Here is a 21,916-nt window from a genome sequence, read left to right on the forward strand (position 1 = left end):
GAGTGCTAATTTGATGCTTTCGGTTGTGCATATTGGGGACCTACCGCTGTACTCTAAATTATATCGGGTAGGTGTCTCAAGTTATATTGGCACAGAGGGCCGGCCACAGCACTCCAGACCGCATGCTGCCAGACAATGTGCATGGCAACGGTGGTATTGAATTTGAGGTAAAGAACAAAATACCCGGATGGGCGGAGCATGCGAAATCTCCAGATAAGCGCCACCATTTTGACAAGATCGACATGAAGTCCGTCACTAAGGAGGCGAACACAGTTATTCATCCAAGTATGCGGCAAAACGTAATTGATGACATGGCGACTATCCGAAAAAGACTCGGTGATCATGATGGCGACTTTGTGACCGTAAACGGCAGGACATATTCCCATCATTCTGGGACAGTATATCCGGTGTCCGGTGAAGGTTTCGTCACACTAGATCGCGTTGAATTCAACGCTTTCAAAGTATATAAAACACATGGGGACACTGATTTGGCTGCGAAAATTATGGCAAATCAAGAACGAGCATTACTGGAGACGGAAATTGCAAAGGGCGCTGACATGGGCAGGGCAATGTTAATAATGGAACAAAATGCGGCCGCTAGGGCAAAGGCCTTGCAGGTTCTGCAATGGGGGAATACACGTTGAGAGTAGATTTTGAATTGATTGTTCGTGACTATGTGCCAGATGATAGGATTGCATCCGCACTGGCCGCAGCATATGATGTTTCGGTTGGCAGCGTTGAAGTGCAAGATATGGCAGATTCATCGCCCATTCATGAGACAACCAGAATATGGTGTCGCCGCGATTCAGTACCGGGTGAGTTCGCAACCTTTCTGCTCATATATTTGTGTGGAGCCACGAGTGATCTCGATTTTTTGAGTATCGCTGCTCGGATCAGCCACGTCTTGGGATCTGATTGCCTCGTTTCAGACGATGAGAGCCCTGTCGCCTCGTCGATGTTCCTCATACGCGGGTTAGCTTCCCCGCAGAAAGTTGAGCTTATTGATGACCAAGATGAGGACAGCTCCGACACTGTTTACACTTTAAAAAGAACTTAGCCTTCGGAGCAACCGGAGGCCCGGTCCTTATTTTTCATCCCAAGTCTGCCGATCAACGGTGTTTTAATGGGCGGCTTGATCGAAGACCTTCACGGATCGAATACGGCGCGCTTCAGGTATTTCGCTTTTCAGGCCGGTTGCGTGTCGCGCACCGTTTTCGCTCAGCCTTTCTAGGCGCCGATGCCAAGGGCTGGCAAATGCCTCGTTAGCTCCATTTCCCTCCATTAGAAATCTTTTCTTGCACCCCTAAACTTTCGCAGAAATCTCTGGATACCTTGTGTATGAGCCGCCGCATGCGCGTGTCGAACGTGTCTGCGGCCATATGCATCGATTTAACACGGTAGCCTAGGGTGCCGGGAGACAGGGACAAGAATGGTAGCGATCGTTAGCGGTAATGGCGTAGGCATTTCGAACACTTCGGCCGGGACTTTGGGGCAAAGTGGTGTTTTTGGCAACTCCGCCAATGGCAACGCGAAGGACTCGGTATACATCAATGTCGCCAACGGCAACCTCCTGCTGCAAGACCAGGACGACTGCATTGTCGCCCGCGGCATCGATATGGAGGTCGTCCGGACCTATAACTCGCAAGGCCTATTCAATGGTGCGGATGGTTCAGGCTGGCGCCAGGGGCTGCGCAAGCAGGTCAATGGCCTGACCGGCACCGTCAATACGGCGGGGAGCACCATCACCCGGACTGACGGCGATGGCAGCATCACGGTATTTACTTACGATGCCGCGCGCGCAGCCTATGTCAGTACCGACGGCGGCGGCGCCTACCAGACGCTGGTCTTCAACTCCGCCACCAACCGCTGGACCTGGCAAGCGGACCACAACGACCAGTTGGGCATCTACGAGATCTACGACGGCGTTACCGGCCTGATCGAGTCCAAGGCCGACCACCGCTATGGCGTGAGTTTCACCTATACCTACGACAGCAACCAGCAACTGGCCAAGGTGCGGGACGCGCGTGGCGACGAGACTTACTTTGACTACCTGAACGGCAACGTCAGCAAGATCCGCACGGTGTTGGCCGGAACGACGGGCGACTTCAGCCGGGTCAGCTACCAGTACGACACTTCGAACCGCCTGGCCAGCGTCATCACCGACCTGACGCCGGAAAACCAAGCCGACGCCAAGACGTACACGGTCAGCTACACCTATCTGGGCACGTCCTCGCAGGTGGAGACAGTGACGCAAAGCGATGGCACGCGCCTGACCTTCGCCTATGTACTCCACGACGGCAAGAACAAGGTGGCGAGCGTTACCGACGCCCTTGGCCGCAAGACTTCATTCGATTATTCGGTGGGCGGCAAGACCACCGTCACCGATCACCTGGGCTACAAGACTGCTTATGCCTACGATGCAAAGGGCCAACTGGTCAGCATCACGGCGCCCGCGGTGGCTGGTGTCTCGCAAATCACCCAGTTCGAGTACGACGCCTCGGGCAACGTCTCGCGCACCATCGATGCGCGCGGCCTGGCGACTTCGTACGGTTATGATGCCAACGGCAACCGGATCCTCGAACGTGATGCTACTGGCGCGACCGTCACCCGCGTCTATTCGAGCTCCAATAAACTGCTGAGCGAAACGCGCTATACCGACATCGATCCTGACGGCGCCGGCAGCCTGATGCCGACCCAGAAGATGATCACGCGTTATGTCTACGACTCGTACAATTTGCTGCGTTTCGTGGTCAGCCCGGAGGGCAGGGTGCAGGAGTACCGTTACGATGCCCAGTTGCAGCGCACGGTGGAACTTGCCTATATCGGCGCCAACCTGGCGGACACCAGCCCGGAATCCGCCTATACCTTCGACGCCATGCTGGCCTGGTCGCAAACCACGCCAGTCAAGACGGCAGCGGCAAGCCGCATCGACTATGCCTACGATGTGCGCGGCATGGTTACGCAGACGACGTCTCACGCGGCGACTGTTGGTGCGGCAGATGCGGCGCCGGCCACCGGCCCGGATACGGCAATCGTGCGCCATGTGTACGATCAGGCCGGCCAATTGCTGCAATCGATCGATGGCAACGGCAACACGACCACCTATACCTACGATGGCCTGGGCCGTCTCCTGAGCACCACCGACGCGCTGCAAAACAGCATTCTGCGCACTTACGACGACGCCGGCAATCGGGTTGTTACCCGTCGCGCCGACGGCGTGACCAGCACCGCGACCTACGACAAGGCAGGCCAGTTGCTGTCCACTGTGCTGGCCGATATCAGCGGCGCGACGCTGGGCACCACCAGCTACCTCTACGATAACGTTGGCCGCCTGCGCACTGTCACCGACCCGAAAGGGGCGCGCAGCCATATCCTGTATGACGAGGCGGGCCGCAAGGCGGCGACGATCACGGCGGCAGGCAGCATGACAGAGTACCGTTACGACGCCAACAACCAGGTCTCCATGACCGTCGTCTATGCCAGCCCGGTCAGCCAGGCTTCGCTGGCGGCATTGGTTGGCGCGGATGGCAAGCCGTCCGTCGCAACATTGGAGACTGCCGGTGTGCGGCCTGCGACGTCCAGCGCGGACCAGCGCGAATGGCGCCTGTACGACAATGCGAACCGCCTGGTCAAGTCGGTCGATGCGCTTGGCTATGTCACTGACTTTGCGTACGACGGCGCGTCGCGGCTCCTTGATGCGACATTGCGCGCGACGGCTATCAACCTGAGCACATTTGCCGCCAATCCTGTTGCCGCAAACGCTACGCCTGCTGCCAGCGCTTACGACCGCATCGCGCGCAACGGTTACGACAAGGATGGCAAGCTGCGCTTTTCGATGGACGGCGAGGGCTACCTCACAGAATTGCGCTACGATCCGGCGGGGCGCCAAATCAGTACGACCCGTTATGCAATTGCGGTGGAGCCGTCTCCTCGCCAGGGGGCGGGGTGGGCATCGACAGTGTACAGCTCCGCTGATGTCACCACCAGCACCACCTATGACGGGCGTGGCCTGGTATCGAGCCAGGTTGACGGCGCGGGCAACGCGACCGCGTTCACCTACGATGCCATTGGCAATATCCTGACTTCGACCACGGCAGGTGTGGTCACGCGCTTCGTCTACGACAAGCTTGGCCGCCTGACGGAAAAGCATGCCGATGCCAATGGCAGCAATGTCACCAGCAAGACTGCATACGACGCGCAAGGCAACAAGATTGCCATCACCGATGCTGCAGGAAAAACCACGCACTTTGTCTATGATGCCTACGGTCGCCAGGTTTTCAGCATCGACGCGCTCGGTATCGTAACGGAAAACAAATACGACACCAACGGCAATGTCGTGGGCACGATCCGCTACGCCAAACCGATCGATCCTGCGCGCATCAATAGTACCGACAACGCGACCAATACGTTTGCGGGCCCGAACGCAAGACTGTACGGCACCAGCGCGGCGATTGATACCGGCAAGACCTATAAGGTCCGCGCTCGCCTGCGGCAAGTGAGCGGCACCGGCGCCATTTATGTTGGTGTTGCAACCACCGACGCCAATGGCAACCAATTGTGGAACAGCACCGGCCAGAACTTCTCGTTCCCGGGCGCGGTGAACGTGCAACTGACACCCGAAATGGGCTGGAAGGAGTTTGAAGGTACCGTCACTGGAGAATACACTGCGTCGGCAGGGGTCTATGACGCCAATAAATTCTTCGCAGGAAGCAAGAACGGTGGCCCGGTACTGTTCTTCAACTATCCAGGCACCAACGGGCCGGACGGCACGGCCAAGGTGGAAGTGGACTACCTGGAGCTGGTTGATGTTGCCACCGGCAAGGTGTTGAACCAGAACGGGCAGATGGCATCCGGTACAACAGGCTGGGTCAGTGCCACAACAGTTGTGAATGCCCTGAGTCCGGCTACGGTGCGTGCCATGCTGACAGGCGAAGCGGGCGCTGTCGAGTACCAGCGTTACGACGGAAACGGCCGGCTGACGTGGGCAGTGGACGCAACTGGCGCGGCTACGCAAATCGTTTACGATGCCAAAGGCAATGTCGTAAAACGCATTGCTTACACGGAACCTCTGTCGGCATCGGCGCTCAACGCCCTGGCTGCGGACGTGAACGCACTGCCTGCGCCATCGTCTGTTTTCAGCGCCACGAACTATGTTTACGATGCCGGCAACCGGCTGGTGTTTACCGTCGACGCATTGGGCTCGGTCGTTGAGACGCGGTACGACGCTAGCGGCCACGTGACGGCAACGCTGCAATACGCCAAGACAATCGATCCCCTGCAACTTGGCAATCCGGTGACTATCGCCGCAGTAGCGGCGCTGGTTGCGCCGAACAGTGCGTTGGCATCGCGCGCTTTCCAGCGTTACGATGATGCCGGCCGCCTGGTCTGGAGTGTTGATGCCAGCGGCGCCGCTACGGCGCTGGTTTACGACGCCCGCGGCAATGTGATTGAACGCAGCACCTACAGTATGGCGCTGGACGCCGCTACCATCAGCAAGCTTGATATGGATCCGGGCTTCCGTCCCGCGCCAGCGGGCCAGGCATTCACGACGCGCTATGTGTACGACGGGGCTGACCGCCTGCTGTTCACCATCGATCCGCTCGGCGCGGTCGAGGAGAAGCGCTACGACGCCAACGGCAACGTGGTGCAGACCTTGCGCTACACCAAGCCTATCAATCCAGCCGCCGTCGGCTCGGACAACCGCACCTTGTCCATTACCGGCGCGGCTGGTTACAACCTGGACGGCAGCGTCGTTGCCGTCGATACGAACAAGACCTATACCATCCGCGCCCGAGTGCGCCAAACCAGTGGCAGGGGGGCGATCTATATCGGCGTCACCACGCTCGACGCAGCCGGCGCCCGGATGCCCAACCCAAGCGGTGGCACGCCTACATTCCCATACGCAGCCGCATTCAATGTCACGCTCGACGCGGCAAACGGCTGGCAGGAGTTTGAGGGCACGATCTCCGGCGCCTACTCGCCCTCCGGCGGGATCTACGACTTCCACCGATTCTTTGCCGGTACAAAGAGCATCAAGCCGCTGATCACCTACAACAATGAAGGTGTCAGCGGACCTGATGGAAAGATGGGCATCGAGGTTGATTACCTTGAGTTCATTGATGCCGCAACCGGCGAAGTGCTGAACGCCAACGCCGATATGGCCTTGGGAACGACCGGCTGGACCGGCCCAGGAACCCAGGTAGCCACCACCGACAGCTCGACCCGCGAATCGCGCGTACGCCAGCAGCTGGGGGCCGGCGCCGATTGCGTGCGCGAGTTCAAGAGCTACGACGCCCTTGGCCGCCTGACCTGGCAAGTGGACGGGACCGGCGCGGCGACGCAGCTGTCCTACGACGTCAAAGGCAATCTCGTCAAGCGCCTGGAGCACCGGGAAACCCTGAACGCGACTGCGCTGGCGGCACTGGCCGCGAATCCCGGGGCGGCTCCAGTGCTTGGCGGCGATGCGTTCTCCAACTTCGTCAGCCCAGGCAATACCACGCAATACGTCTACGATGACGACAATCGCCTGGTGTTTACGATCAGCCCTGTTGGCGGCATCACGGAGACCAAGTACGATGCACTGGGCAATGTGGTGCAGACTGTAAGCTATGCCGCCAGCCTCTATCCTCAACTGTTTGCTGGCACGGATGGCCGCACCATCCTCACCGCAAGCACTCTCAACTCGACACTAAGCGGCTCGTACTCGGCCGTTGACGTCAACAAGACTTACACCGTTCGGGCGCGCGTGCGCCAGGTAAGTGGGGACGGGACCGTGTACGTTGGCGTCGTCGCCAAGGACGCTGGCGGCTCCCTGATCGTCAATGCCGGTGGCTACACCCACAACTATGCGGGTGGGATTGTGCGCCTCAAGCCCGAAATGGGCTGGCAGACCTTTGAAGGCAAGATCACCGGGACTTTCCCGCGCGGCGTAGGGCAGTATGACGCGCACAAGTTCCTGGAGGGCACCGTGAGCGCTGCGCCGCTCCTGCTGTATAACTATGGCGGGGTGAATGGTGCAGATGGCAAGGCGACGACCGAAGTCGACTACCTCGAGTTCATCGATGATGCTACCGGCCAGGTGCTCAATGCCAACGGTACGATGTCCTCCGGCGTTGCCAACTGGTCCGACATCTATGGCGCCGCGAGCGGTGCCGCTGGCGTGAACAGCTATGCCGTCAGCGAGGCGCAGATCCGTGCCATGGTGGCGACACGAGCCGACATTGCCAAGGACTCGCAGCAGTTCTATCGTTATGACAAGGAAGGGCGCAAGACGTGGAGCGTGGACCCAAGCGGTGCGGTTACCCAACTTGTTTGCGACAGCAACGGCAACGTCATCAAGCGCATTGCATACAATGACGCGCTGGGCGATACCGCACTGGCGGCATTGCGCGCTGACCCTGCCGCCATTCCGGCGGTATCGGCGGCATGCACCATGACACAATATGTGTACGACGCCGACAAGCGCCTCGTCTTCACGATCGATGCACTCGGAGATGTCAGTGAGACACGCTATGACGCCAAAGGCAATGTAGCTCAGGTTTTGCAATACACGAAGGTATTCGACTCTACCGCCGTAGGCGTGGACAGTGTAGCCGGTACGCGCGAGGCGCGTGTCCGGTCCCTGTTGAGCGGCAACCCAGAAGTACGTGAGTTCAAGAGCTATGACGGCTCCGGACGCGTGCTATGGCAGGTGGATCCCTCCCGTACAATCACGCAGTTCGCGTACGACACGCGAGGCAACCTCGTCAAACGTGTGGTGCACAGCGCAGCCTTGTCGGATGCAGCTTTCGCGGCCCTGGTGGCGTCGCTTGGCTCGGCGCCCGCTGTCACAGCCGCTACCGCCCCGACGCTGACAAGCCCTGGCAGCACTAACCTGTATGTCTATGACGCCGACAGCCGCCTGATTTTCACGATCGATCCGGTCGGTGCAGTCAACGAAACCAGATACGACACGCTCGGCAACGTGGTGCAAACCGTGCGCTACGCAAATCCGATCGATCCGAAGCAGCTGGCCAGCACGGATGGCCGTACGCTGGCTGTCAACAGCTTTGCAAATACAGCTGCGACGGGAACCTATAGCCCAATCAGCACCAGTAAGACCTATACAGTCCGGGCGCGGGTGCGCCAGGTAAGCGGCAAGGGCACGGTTTATGTCGGCGTGCGCACCACCGACCAGAACGGGAACCTGCTGTCCAATGCTTCTGGCGCTGGCTACTCGTACGCGGGCGGGTCAACGCAACTGACTCCGGAAATGGGATGGCAATCCTTTGAGGGAAAGATCACAGGGCAATACGTTTCTGGTGTTGATCCATACGATGCGAACAAGTTCATTGCCGGCAGTGTCAATGCTGCGCCGCTCCTGCTGTTTAACTACTACGGTTCGCAGAGCGTCGATGGAAAACGCTTCGTCGAGATCGACTATATCGAATTGGTTGACGATGCGACCGGCAATGTCCTGAACGCCAACTGGAAGATGGAATCCGGTGTGGCGAGCTATTCCGGTACAAGCAACACTGGGGAGACCATCAACTCCCACGCTGTCAGCGAATTCCTCGTGCGGGATATGTTGAAATCGCGTGTCGATGCGACGAAGGACGCTGTCACGTTCCAGCGCTACGACAAAGACGGACGCCTGACGTGGAGCGTGGATGCTACCGGAGCCGCCACACAGTTCTTCTACGACAGCAACGGCAATATGGTGAAGCGCCTGGCGTACGCCGACCGCCTGACGCCGTCGGCGCTGGCATTGCTGGCTGCCGATGCAAGTGCAATTCCGGCGGTGACGGGCGCTTCGAGCATGACGCAGTTTGTATTCGACGCTGCCAATCGCCTGATATTCACAATCGATGCCAATGGCTCGGTGACCGAAAAACGCTACGATTTCAACAATAATGCGCTGGAAACGGTGCATTACGCGACGCCGATTTCGCCGTCAGCGGTCAGCATGACCGACAGCAGCACGCTCAGCCTGTGGGGATCGAATACGCCTTACATCGTCGGCGCTTACACAGCGATCGACACGACCAAGACTTACAAGGTGCGTTTGCGTGTGCGCCAGACCAGCGGCGAGGGCACTATTTACGCTGGCGTCATGACCAAGGATGCCAACGGTACGATCCTGAAAAATACGACTGCCGACGGGACGTATTCGTATGCCGCCGGTCTTGGAATCCGCCTGAAGCCAAGCATGGGCTGGCAAGTCCTCGAGGGCACCATCAGTGGCGAGTTCGTACCGGGGGCTGGTGCGTATGATGCGCACAAGTTCATCGCCGGCACCAAGACTGCAGCCCCGCTTCTGCGCTATAACTTCTACGGCACGCCGGGACCTGATGGCGGCCTCGGGATCGAGGTCGACTATCTCGAATTCATTGACTCTGACGGCAACGTCCTGAACGCCAACAGCGATATGTCAGCGGGTACTAGCAACTGGACGGGTGTTGGTAGCGTGAAGGCCGTCAACATCCCCGCGCCAATCGTGCCAATGACGCGCCAGATGCTGGTCGCCGACGCGGCGAACGACACCCGCGAATTCAAGCGCTATGACAAGAATGGCCGCCTGGCCTGGACCGTCGATGCGCTCGGTGCGACCACGCAGCTGATCTACGACGCGAAAGGCAACTTGGTCAGCCGCATTGCCTACTCGACTGCGCTGAGTCCTGCGGCAATGGCAAAGCTGGCTGCCGACACTTCAGCGATCCCGATGCCTGGCAACGGCTTCGCGGCAACCAACTATGTCTACGACGACGCCAATCGCCTGGTCTTCACGATCGACCCGCTCGGCGCCGTCAGCGAGAACCGTTACGATGCCAGCGGCAACGTGACGGAAACGATCCGCTATGCCACGCCGATTGATCCACGCCTCAACAAGAGCATGGATGGCAAGACGGTTACGCAGTGGGGCCTCAACGGCGCCCACTCGGGCAGCACTGTCGCAATCGATACCAGCAAGACCTATGCGGTGCGTGCGCGTGTGCGCCAGGTGACGGGTTCCGGCAGTTTCTATTTGGGCGTTGTCGCCCTCGACGCCAACAAGAACTGGCTCACGCAGACGAATGCACCGGGCAACCCTTATCCGGGCGCGAATGGCGTCCTGTTGACGCCCGAAATGGGTTGGAGGGAATTCGAAGGCACTATTACGGGCGAGCAGTTGATCAGCCCAAGCTCATACGACCCTAACAAATTCTTCCAGGGCACCAAGTTCGCGCAACCGCTGGTATTCACCAACATTAGTGGCCAGGTAGGCGCTGACGGTACCGCCGGCGTCGAAGTTGACTATATCGAACTGGTAGACGTTGCGACCGGGCAGGTGCTGAATGAAAACAGCCAGATGGCAACTGGCGCTGCCGCCTGGAGCGTAAAGAACGATACCTTCAACACGCTGAATGTGGCGAAGGTCCGTCAACTGCTGCAGGCCGATGCGACCAAGGACATCCGTCAGCGCAACCGCTACGATGCCAATGGCCGCCTGACATGGAGCATCGATGCGCTGGGCAGCGTGGTTGAACACCGCTACGATGCAGCTGGCAACCTGAGCAAAACCATTGCCTACGCCAACGGCCTGGCAGGAACGCTGGCCGACGGCGCAGTCCCGCAAGTGGTTGCAACCGTTCCAGGCAGCGGTGCTTACGTCTTGAGCAACGTGCTTGACCGCGTAACCAGCTATGCCTACGATGCAAGCGGCCACCTGATCAGCAGGACCGACGGCGTCGGCACCGCGGATGCCAGCACGCAAAGCTGGGCGTACGATAAGGCCGGCAATGCGATCCGCCACACGGACGGGCGTGGCAATACCACGTGGTCGGCCTACGATGCCGCGAATCGCCTGGTGCGCCAGGTCGATGCTGCCGGCTATGTGACCGCGCGCAGCTACTATGCAAACGGCCAGCTCAAATCCGAAACCCGCTTCACCAATCCGGTCGCTCTGCCTGCAGCTGCAAATGACGCCTGGGCATATGACACAGCGACCAATCCGGTTGCCAATACGGATCCGTTCAAAGGCGACCAGACCACTTCGTGGACGTACGATAGCGCCGGACGCATGCAAACCTCGACTGACGCGTCGGGCGGCGTGACCTTCTATGCGTACGACGGCCTGGGTAACCTGACCGATACGACTGTCGCTTATGGCACAAATGCCGCAGCCACAGTGCACCGCGTGTACGACCGAGCCTCGCGAGTGGTGACCGAGACGCGTGCATACGGCACCGTCGACGCCTTCACTACCCAGTATGGCTACGATACCTGGGGCAACCAGACCACGATTACGGCCGGTGGCGTAACAACCAACCAGTACTTTGATGCGCTGGGTCGCAAGACCGGCGTGAAAGACGGCAATCAGGCAGTCACCACCACGACCTACAACGCCTTCGGCGACATCGTCAAAGTGACGGATGCGCGTGGCAACGCCGGCTACTTCTATTCTGACGCGCTGGGCCGCGTGACGATGCAGGTTGACCCGGAAGGTTCGGTCAGCGAGACTCGCTACGATTTGCAGGACAACGTCGTCAACATCATCCGCTACGCCAACAAAGTTCATGGTACGGTCAACGAAAATACCAGGCCGCAGGTGTTGCCAAGTGCAGGCACCGGGGTATTTGTTGTGCAAAGTTCTAACGACCAGTACCAGAACAGCTATTTCGACGTTTTAGGCCGAGTCAAGGGTACATTTACGGGAAGCGATGGAGCTGCGTACTACACCGAAACCTTCTCTTATGACGGTAACGGTAACAAGCTCACGATGACGTCGCGTAATGGTGGAGTGACCACTTACGAGTACGACAAGAATAACCGCCTGATCACTGAAACCCTGCCGATCACGAGCAAGAATGCCGCCAACGCCGACGTCGCGGTGCAAAACCGCCTGGAATACGATGCGCGCGGCAACGTCGTCAAAAAGATCGAAGCGTACGGCTTGCCAGAGCAGCGCGTGACGACTTATGTCTTCGATAAGCTGAACCGCCAGGTCAAGGAGATCGGCGAGGCAATCAACACCTTCGATGCGACGACCAGGCAAGACTTGCTGGTGACCCCGGTCAAGGAGCAGAAGTACGACCAGCGCGGCAACCTGATCGAAGAAATCGACGTACGTGGCGGTCGCACGCTGCACTTCTTTGACAAAGGCAACCGCGAAACGGGCCGTATCGACTCGCTCGGCACCTACACCCGCTTTACCTACGATATCGCGGGCCAGAAGGCGAGCCAGACCATCTATGCCAATACGGTGCAGGTGGTTGGCGGCGGCGCGATCCCGAATGCGACTGCGCCAGTCCTGCTGGCGCCGGGAGCTGCACTGCCGGCCAGTGGCGCTTACCTGCGCACTGACACGGCGAACGACCGCACCACCAGCTTTACCTACGATAACGTAGGTAGACTGAAGACAACCGTGGTGGACGGCATTACGACGGGTGTCTTCAACAAGGCGACCAACCGCTACGTCGTCACCACCGGCAGCACCATCCGCACCCAGACCTTCTACGACGCCACCGGCAATGTGGTCAAGACCATCGACGCCAATGGCAACGTGACGCGCAACTATTACAACCGCGCCGGCCGGTTGATGGCCACCCTGGACGCGATGCGCTACCTGACGGTCTACCAGTTCGATGGCAACGGCAATATTTCGACCCAGGCGACCTACGCGAACGCAATTGCGGCAAACGTGGTCGTTGATGACAACACCACGCTGCCTCAACTGACTCTGGTCGCCAGCCCGGACGACAGGATCACCAATTTCACCTACGACCGCCTGGGCCGCGTCAAAACCGAATCGCGCCTGAACGTCGCGTATGCGGTGGTGGATGGCAATACTGGCGCATTGACCGAAACCACCGGCACCGCGACCACCACCTACGAATATGATGGACTGTCGAACGTCACCAGGCGCACGGATGCAAACGGCGCCGTGACGGATTGGCAGTACGACAAGGCGGGGCGCAAGACCAAAGAGCAGCAAGCCGCTTTCGTCGACTATCGCGGCGTGTCGGTACGGACCACCACCGATTTCGAATATAACGGCCTGAACCAGGTGCGGCGCGAGATCGCGCGCGGGGAAAACGACGCGGTCGAAAACGACGACCGCATCACCCGCTATTACTATGGCGCCGGCGGCCACCTGGTCAGCCAGTTCGACGGCGAGAACGCGCAGATCGACTACCGCGTGGATGCGGCGGGCAACATTACCAGGAAAACGCTGGTGGGCAGGGTCAACGCCGACGGCGCGAGCGTGAACGACGTGACGTATTACTGGTATGACGCGCAAGGCCGCGAGACCCGCCACACGGACGGCGCCACCAACACCGCGGTCGAAACGCGCTACAACGCCTTTGGCGAAATTTCCGGCAAGCGTACCAATCCTGCACCGGGCAGTACGGAGTGGGCCGAATTCACGGATTACGACCAGGCAGGCCGCGTATGGCGCAGCAATGCCGGCGACGGCATCACGCACATGTACGTGACGGACGCCAACGGCAACACGACGCTCAAGCTCGATCACGCCAGGACCGACCTGCGCAATTCGACGTTGGCAAGTGCCTTGAGCATGGTCGACTCCAACCAGTTCTACAGCGTATTCGACGCCCGCAACCAGCTGAGCGACACCTACCAGCCGCCAATGGACGGCCAGCACAGCATCATCACGGTGGAACAGGCGCTGACGCAGAAGCAGGGCACCAGCTTTGCCGGCGTGGGTGGCGACGTTGGAATGTGGGTGGCCTCGGGCCTGAACAGTGCTGCAGCGGCAGTGATGCCGGGTACGCCGGGGGCGGTAACGATTGCACCTGCGCTGTTCGCAGCAGTGACTTTGACAGACCGCTACTCAGTCGCAACCAAGTACTACGAGGGTTCGGCATTCCGCTCGGCCTCGCATACGGTGACTGTATCCGTGCCTGACACCAGTTCCTGGGGCTCCGGCGCAGTCCGCGTCGACATCTCGATCCCTGCGAGCGGATCGCTGATGGGTTATGACGGATCGTTCTATCCGACCGCCGCCGCCCCATCGCTCACCTTCAACGAACCGGTTGACTGGGAGTCGGGAGAAGGGGCAGGCGGGCGTGACTTCACGATCACGTTCTACAAGGAAACCGCCAGCGGGCTGGTGCAACTCAACTCGCAGAAGGTGTGGCGTTCGGCGCCGGGGGGCGGTACCACGACGGTCAATGCATCGATTGCCACCACCGGCAATACGATCCGGTTCATCGATCAAAGGCCGGATACCCAACGCCTGGTCCTGATGACACGCCCGACCGGCAGTACCGGCGGCTGGACCATCAACAATGCGTCGAAGGCCATTGTCAACAACGCGTACCGTGACGGATGCTTCAATTTTGACTGGTCCGGCATGCAACAAGGCAGCTACGAGTTCCGCTACGTTTGCTTCAATGGCAGCAACGAGGTTGTCAACTCCCAGCAAGGCACGATGGTGCTGAACGCCAGCACCCCATCGATGTCCCAGATGAGCCACACGATGGGCGGTGCGGGGCGGGCTTTCGTCGATTCCGGCAACAACATCGTGTTCAACGAGCTGGGTGGCCAGGCCACCAGCCTGACGGTAAGTTACAGGCTCCCAGGCGGCAACTGGACCACCCTGGACATGGCGCCATCGACCATTGGCGGCACGCAGTTGCCGGGTTGGTTCACTTTGTCGACCGCTGGCATGCTGGCGGGCACGTACGAGTACACGATCGAGGCCAAGAATGGCACCGGCACAACGCTTACCAAGTCGAGCAGCAATTTCACTATTGGCTCGCCGATCACTGTCAATGATCCATCCGGTGTGTCTGTGCAGACCAGCCCATTGACGAATGTCTCTATCGCCGCAATGGCCGCGACGACACGCCAGGCAACTTTATATCGCGACATCAGTTCGACCCCGGTCTATGACAAATTTGGGGACGAAATCTATACCAAGCCCAACCCCCCCATCAATTCGCTTTCGGTGCAGATACCGGATACCAGCGCATGGGGCGATGGCGCGGTCCGACTCGCAGTAAGCATTGGTGGCAGCACCAGCAGTTACGGAACCTATTCGGGTGCGAGTGGCAGTGCCACCGCGCCATACACCCAAAATGCCATCTCGATGTATTTGCCTGAAACGCTTACCGGTGGTGGTGGTAATCCATCCACCAATATCTGGTGGGCGTTATACAAACAGACCGTTAACGGCGAGCTGGCTGTGGCGTGGTATTCGGGCACGATCATGCCTGAGAGCCAGACAATGCCCGTACAGACGTATGAAAACTGGATCGCATTCGACACCCAGCCAACCAAGGCAAGCCGGATGATCCTGGAATTGCGCGGAAAATCGGATTTGGGCGGATGGACTGTCAGGTCGGTTGATCAGCAATGGATCAAAGCCGCCCCCACGACCGGGCGCTTCGCACTCAACTGGACGGGCTGGACGCCGGGCACCTATACGTACCGGACGGTGGCGCTTGATGACAATGGGAACGTACTGCAGACCGGTAGTGGTGAGATCGAACTAGGCTCGACCCCGAGGGTGACTCCTCAAACAAATGACCTGATCGGCGGTGCGGGGCGTGTATTCATGGATCCGACTGGCAATCTTCATTTCACAGAGCAGGGCTCTGCCGCCACGAAGCTGTCGATCCGTTACCGTAAGAAGGGCTCTGCTGAGCTGTGGAGTCCACGTACTGAGCTCACGCCTGCTGTGCTCGGCGGTCAGTCGACACGGGGCTGGTTCATTTTCAATCCGGCTAACATCGCGGAAGCCGACCTTGAGTATGTGATCGAAACACGCAACGATAGTAACCAGTTGTTGAACAAGACTGCCGGCACCTTTGTGAAGATGAATGCTGGCTCAGTGTCGGCCTTGGCAGGATATTCCGAGCCCCCGGTGGTCACGCGCTTTGCCGGTCAGCCGGTGAATACGGCAAACGTACGCCTGTCGTACCGGGTGAAGGGTAGTGGCGCCTATACCACGGTGAACCTGCCAAAAGTCACCACGGGCATATTTGACTGGGCCAGCAGTGGCGTCTTCAATTCGGACACGGAAAGCCGCGACTACGACTACATCTATGAGAGCCAGGATAGCAACGGTGTGGTGATCAACCAAGCCCACGGTATCGTCACCCTGGGACGCGATCCTAAGATCGCCTCGCACGTCAAGGACTCGTTGCCGACCTTGGCAAGCTTCAACGTCCCGGCCAACAATCCAGTCGCCGCGACAGCAACCACGCTGGTGCTGCAGTACCGCATGCTGGGCAGCACCGGTGCGTTCACTACAAAAGAGTTGTCAAAAAATGCGAACGGCGCATTCGTGTGGGATGCCAGCGCGCTAGTACCACCAGGGACCAGCGGCGCCATTGACTACGCCTTCACCCTCAAGAATGGCAGCACCGTCCTGAAGCGCGACGATGGCACTGACATCAAAGTCGACGGCGTGCTGTACCTCGGCCCGACAGATGGAGAAGCACAGCTCAAGTGGCAGGAAACCGGCACCGTCAGCAACGTGGCCCTGATCCATCACGCCCAGAAAACCAACGCCTTCGGCGAAGTGGTATCGGAGACCAATGCACGCGGCTACACCACCGTCAGCGTATATAACGCATTGGGCAAGCTGATTCGCAAGGAAGACCCGAACGTCAGCGTCACGCTGTCGAACGGCTACCAGCAAAGCATCACGCCGAAAACGTATTACTACTACGACCGCGCCGGCCGCATGTTGGCCCAGCGCGACGCCAACGGTAACCTGACCAGCCAGGCGATGGTAGCCAGCAGTGGCGCTGTAACTGCGGAGTTCCACGCCGACGGCGGCATCAAGGTCAACGGCTACGACATCTTTGGCGACCTCCGTTACGGCAGGGACGAGATCAACCAGCGTACCGACTATTCTTACGATAAGAATGGCAGGCTCACGCTGATCCAGCGTCCGCTGCGCACCGACGGCATGCGCGCTGAAGTCTCCATGACCTACGACCAGGCCGGTAACCGCATTACGCAGGCCGCTACCCCCGACGCATCTGCCACGCTGGCGTCGTACACCAACAAGACTTTCTACGACAGCATGGGCCGCGTGTCGAAGGTTGTTACCCCAGCTGGCCGGAGCAGCAACTACACCTACGAGTGGGATGCCAATATCAAGAGCACCGGCGGGCGCGTGGTCGGCGGCTGGCGCCAGACGGTAGGCGATCCTATGGGCCGTACCGTGATCGACGAGATCGATGCCTACGGACGCACCACCGCGCATACCGACCTGGGTGGGCACAAGTTCTTCTACAACTTCAATACCGCCGGCTGGCTCGATTCGCAGAGCGGCACCACCGGGCAGAATATCTCTTACACGTACTACGCCAACGGCTACGTCAAGAGTATCCGCGACGTTGCGCTGAACACAGAAACCGCGTACGAGTACGACTCGGTAGGCAATCGTGTGTACGAGTCCTACAAGCGCACGGTGAACGGCCAGGTCGAATACCTTGAAAACTCCAGCGTTGATTACGATAGCAATAACCGCGTCATCCGTATCCGCGACCCGCGTGCCGACATCCAGTACGAATACGATGCGGTAGGCAACCGCCGGCGCGTGCGCAGTATGTACCACGACGGCCTCGATGGCTCGGTCCAGGTCCAGGACTACTGGTACGACTACGACAATATGAACCGCTTCACCCTCACGATGGGCAAGCTGTCGTCGGTCAATGGCGCCCGTGGCACCAGCGTTGCCGACACCAGCGTGCGGGTGGTGCTGGGCGATCGTGGCAGCGAAGGTGTTCAGGTCTTCTACAACAAGGCCAGCCAGCGCAAGACCACTGTTGCGGCACGCGACGGCCATCGTGAAGACTACACCTACGGCGTTGAAGGCTACCTCGAATTCACCTACATCAACGCGGACGCCAGCGCACAAGGTGCATTGGCATCGATGCGCGTGAATGACAGATTGGGACGCACCGTTGGCTACACGGAGTACACCAACGGCAACATCAGCTACCAGCGCAGCACGGTGTACACGGCCGATGGCCGCCAGAAGAGCCAGACCGGCACGGACGGCACCACCACCTACTACTATTACACCCAACGCGTGGGCAACGAAGACAGCCTCACCGGCATCAGCTCCGACGGTGCAGGTGAACTGGCGAAGGTGCAGACCGAAAAAGCCGGCGCCGCGACCATCACCAACGTCACCGCTTACGACTATTGGGATGACGCCAAGCAGCGCAGCCAGACGGTCAGCGGCGAAACGCCGTACAAGCCCGACACGGTCTGGCGCCCAGGTGTTTCGTCGTTCAAGTATGACGTGAACGGCCACCTGGTGCAGGCGATCGATGTCGTCGGTAATGTGACCTTCAACTACATCAGCAATGGTCAGGGCCTGGTTCTCCGCCGCGAGCAATTCAAGGGCAATACGATCGGCATGATCCACCGCTACATGTACCTGAACGGGAACATGGTGGGTGACGTCGGCAACGACGGCGACGCGCACCTCGACTATGCTCAGACGCTGGCCCGCCCGAACCAGAGCCGCGAGCAGATGTACAAGAACTGGCGCCCGGTCAGCAGCGCCGACTTCGACCAGAACTACCAGCCGATCACGCGCGAATACCCGGCAGCGACGGGCAGCAGCTATACCGTCAAGGCGGGCGATTCGCTGTACTCCATCGCGGGAGCGGTGTGGGGCGATGTCAGCATGTGGTACCTGATTGCCGACGCCAATGGCCTGAGTGCGGAAACCGAGCTGTCGGCAGGCCAGACCCTGACGATTCCGAACAAGGTCACCAACATCCACAACAACAACGGCACGTTCAGGCCATACGAGCCGGGCGCAATCATGGGCGATGTCAGCCCGACGTTGCCGGATGCGCCGATGCCAGCGCCGCCGCCGAAGAAACATGGTTGCGGCATTGTTGGCCAGATCATCATGGTCGTGGTGGCAGTGGTAGTCACTGCGATGACAGGTGGAGCCGCAGCTGCATTCTTCGGCAGCCAAATCCTCGGGGCGATGGCGGGCGCTGCTCTCGGGTCCATCGCTAGTCAGGCGGTTGGGATTGCGATTGGCGCACAAGAGAAATTCAATTGGAAGAGTGTGGCGATCAGTGCAGTCAGTGCTGGAGTTACGTCTGGTGTCAGCAGTTACCTCGATCCAAGTGCAGCCAGCATGGCGGCGGGCGCTTCTCCAGGATTCGGAGAGGCCTTGAGCGGCCAAGGCTGGACAGCAGTTGCAGGCCGAGCTGTTCTATCCAATGTTGCGAGCCAGGCCACCGCAAACGTACTGGGCTTGCAAAAGGGTTTCAACTGGAGCAGCGTTGCCGTTAGCGCCATTTCGGCGCCGATCACGTCAAAAATTAGCGAGAAGATCGGGAGCTCTGATTGGGCCAATGCGAATTCGGCCCTTCGTATATTTGCAACAAGTACTGCATCTGCCGTGGTTTCCGCGGCAACGCGCGTGGCTGTGGTAGGTGGACGGATGTCTTGGGAGGCCGTGGCCGTTGACGCCGTCAGCAATGCGTTGGGTTCGAGCTTCGCGGAGCTGTTCGATTCCGACCGCGAGTTGAATGGCGCTCGTGCACGAAGCACAGCGCGGGCAAGGGCTCGTGGCGAGGCGATGCCAGTAATCGACGCGTTGCCAATGGAACCCATTCCGACGCCTGGACTAGCAGACGCCATCAACAATTTGCCGAGGGTGCCTTCGGAGCTGGATGAATTCAAGCTGTCGTTTAAGGAGGCTTCGAAGCTTCAGATCGAGAATGATGCAGCGGCTGTTGCAGGCATCGCTGAGGAGTTCAGCGCAGGCGACAAAGCACGTGCAGCTCGTCAGTCCGCGCTCATTCGTAAGTCGCTTGCGAGCCTGCCACCTCCACCTGCCTTTACGATTGGGGGCGAAGCGAGGCAATATTCGGACGCCGCTCAGTCAAACGGCCAACTATTCACTTCAGAAGACATTCAATACATGGAGCGGATGTTTAAAGGCGAACTGGGTGGGGGCAGCGGAGCAGCGTCTGGTGCGTTACTCTCTTTGCGGATGAATGGAATGCAGCCTTCGCCATTTGGAGCCGATCCCTACCATGGACCTGTAGACGTTCGCGGGGGGCCTGAAAGCATGCTGTCTATCTTTAATCCTGCAGAAAGGACGATAGACCCGAAAATTACGTCACGCGGCACAGCATTGAAAATGGATTTTGCACCAGTGGGAATTCAGTACTATGATAAAACTGATCCGACTTATCACGAGTACACAATGGACGTTGTCTTGTGCTATCGGTCGCAGCCGTTCTGTACAATTCCCCAGGTAGCCCCTTATGTCGACTATAACTCGGCGCCAAAAATGGGTTGGGATGGCCTTTGGAACGGTTTTGAAAAAATGGAAAGCGGCCCGCAGAACTTGATTGGCGGTGATCCAATTATTCATTCCGCTGATCTTGAAAAAGGAAAGTTTATCAATCAAACGCAAAAGGCGCATCGGTTCCACCCCGGCGCCGTGGAAAGTGATTTGTATTGGAAAAATGATGAGTTGCATTTGCAGACAGTCGGGTACGGTTACGCAAAATCAACACTTCATAAACCATTTAATTATGGGATCGGCGAGGTCTATTTTGGCCTGTGGCAGCAATCTCTTCGCACTCAGATTCAAGGGATTAATTCGACTTTGAACGCGCTAAATCAGAGAAAAGAATGAAAACAGTGGGTAAGTACTTAACGTTACTTTTAGTGTCATTCTTGTTGCTTGTCTACCTTATTCATGGGGGGCTTACCTTACAGGATTTCAAAGCAGCTTTTATCGGGATTCGTAGTGGTCATAGTTTGAATAGTATCCCGACAACTTTTCGTGGCTCCTTGGATGTTATTTCGCAAGAACGCTCAACCCGAAGTCTAAGTGATGCATTGATAGCATTGGCTGAGAAATACGGTATGAATCCTGCGTCGGGAATTTCAGGAGATGGCGTTCGATGGCAGGTCCAAATATATTGCCAGGGGAATTTTGTCGGAAATGTTACTACGCTAGGCAATGGTGAGCTCATACTTTTTCAAACGTCACCATATGGATTCAAAGAATCGAGTGATTATGAATCATTCAATCTTGAGATGGTTAATATACTTAAAAGGTATGGCGCCGTTCGGAATTTGGAGCGATTTGCCCCATTGGCTCGAGATGAGCTGCTTGCAAGGGGGGAATATATGAAAATGAATGTTACTTCGCAATGCAGCCCAGCTGGGAAATAGCGCAAATTTTTTGCTCTTGCACTAGCAGCCTGCTGAAATATCGCCCAGGTTGATTCAGTCATGCCGCTGGACTGTGGATGCTGGCCAAGTTATTTCACAAGATGGGACTTTGGGAGGAAACAGCGTCGATTTTCCCTATTTTTAAGGCTTTCTCCTCCGATTTCCCATCATGCTGCTACCTGAGGACGGATTTGTCCCAGGGAACGCATGCGCACCAAGTTGTACGCCGCCATGGTCAATACAAACATCTGGTCGACTTTCTTCAGGCCGCGCACCATGACCTGGCGCATGCCGCCGATGGACTTAGCCCAGCCGAAACCCTGTTCGATGAGCTTTCGCTTTTGCTGCGAGATCATATAACCCACGCTCTGCGCGATCGTTTCTGGTACGGCTGAACTACGCCCGGATTTGTTTTGCGCCACATGAGGGACAACGTTCATGGCCTGGCAGGCCTGCACGAATTCAGCTGCGTCGTAGCCCTTGTCCGCGCCCAATGTGATCTCGCGCTCTGGATCAACCATCGCCTGACGCGCATCGCCGATCATGGCCTTGGCCGCCTCGCGTTCGGCATATCCATCGGCCATCGTCACCACCGCATTGGCGATCAGACGTAAGCGTCCAACGCTGCCACCTAGGCAGCTCGATTAAGACTGCGTAGAGTTCGGGAATGGCAGCAACGAATCGATCTGGCTGTTAGGGCACGTCGGGAGACGTTCCAACACGCTGGCCAGCCAACGCAGCGGAT

5 protein-coding genes and 1 pseudogene are annotated in these 21,916 nt (G+C 58.4%); 4 read left to right on the plus strand and 2 right to left on the minus strand.

Annotation, left to right across the window (positions count from 1 at the left end; all coding sequences use genetic code 11):
- Positions 1 to 122: 122 nt before the first annotated feature.
- The 4 genes from ASE26_RS19810 to ASE26_RS30765 all read left to right on the plus strand — a co-directional run bounded on the left by ASE26_RS19810 (position 123) and on the right by ASE26_RS30765 (position 21,171).
- Complete coding sequence (locus ASE26_RS19810) at positions 123 to 644, plus strand: hypothetical protein (protein WP_057246805.1); 522 nt, start codon at positions 123 to 125, stop codon at positions 642 to 644.
- The gene (locus tag ASE26_RS31640) at positions 626 to 1,057 is read left to right on the plus strand and encodes a hypothetical protein (protein ID WP_156398166.1); all 432 of its coding nucleotides are present in this window, start codon (positions 626 to 628) and stop codon (positions 1,055 to 1,057) included. Before ASE26_RS19810 ends, ASE26_RS31640 begins: the two co-directional genes overlap by 19 nt.
- A 372-nt stretch (positions 1,058 to 1,429) precedes the next feature.
- Positions 1,430 to 20,626 carry a LysM peptidoglycan-binding domain-containing protein gene (locus ASE26_RS19815; RefSeq protein ID WP_057246806.1) on the plus strand — a complete coding sequence of 6,399 codons (19,197 nt, stop codon included), beginning with the start codon at positions 1,430 to 1,432 and terminating at the stop codon, positions 20,624 to 20,626.
- Positions 20,623 to 21,171, plus strand: a complete 549-nt coding sequence (locus ASE26_RS30765) for a hypothetical protein (RefSeq protein ID WP_156398167.1) — start codon at positions 20,623 to 20,625, stop codon at positions 21,169 to 21,171. Before ASE26_RS19815 ends, ASE26_RS30765 begins: the two co-directional genes overlap by 4 nt.
- Positions 21,172 to 21,338: 167 nt before the next feature.
- On the opposite strand, the pseudogene ASE26_RS19820 reads toward ASE26_RS30765, so the two are convergent.
- Positions 21,339 to 21,797: pseudogene (locus tag ASE26_RS19820) on the minus strand (transposase); the annotation flags it as partial.
- 18 nt (positions 21,798 to 21,815) lie between these two features.
- Positions 21,816 to 21,911, minus strand: a complete 96-nt coding sequence (locus ASE26_RS32120; RefSeq protein WP_373922426.1) for a hypothetical protein — start codon at positions 21,909 to 21,911, stop codon at positions 21,816 to 21,818.
- Positions 21,912 to 21,916: the final 5 nt, after the last annotated feature.

This window comes from Duganella sp. Root198D2 (genome assembly GCF_001428585.1).
Lineage (GTDB): Bacteria > Pseudomonadota > Gammaproteobacteria > Burkholderiales > Burkholderiaceae_D > Rugamonas.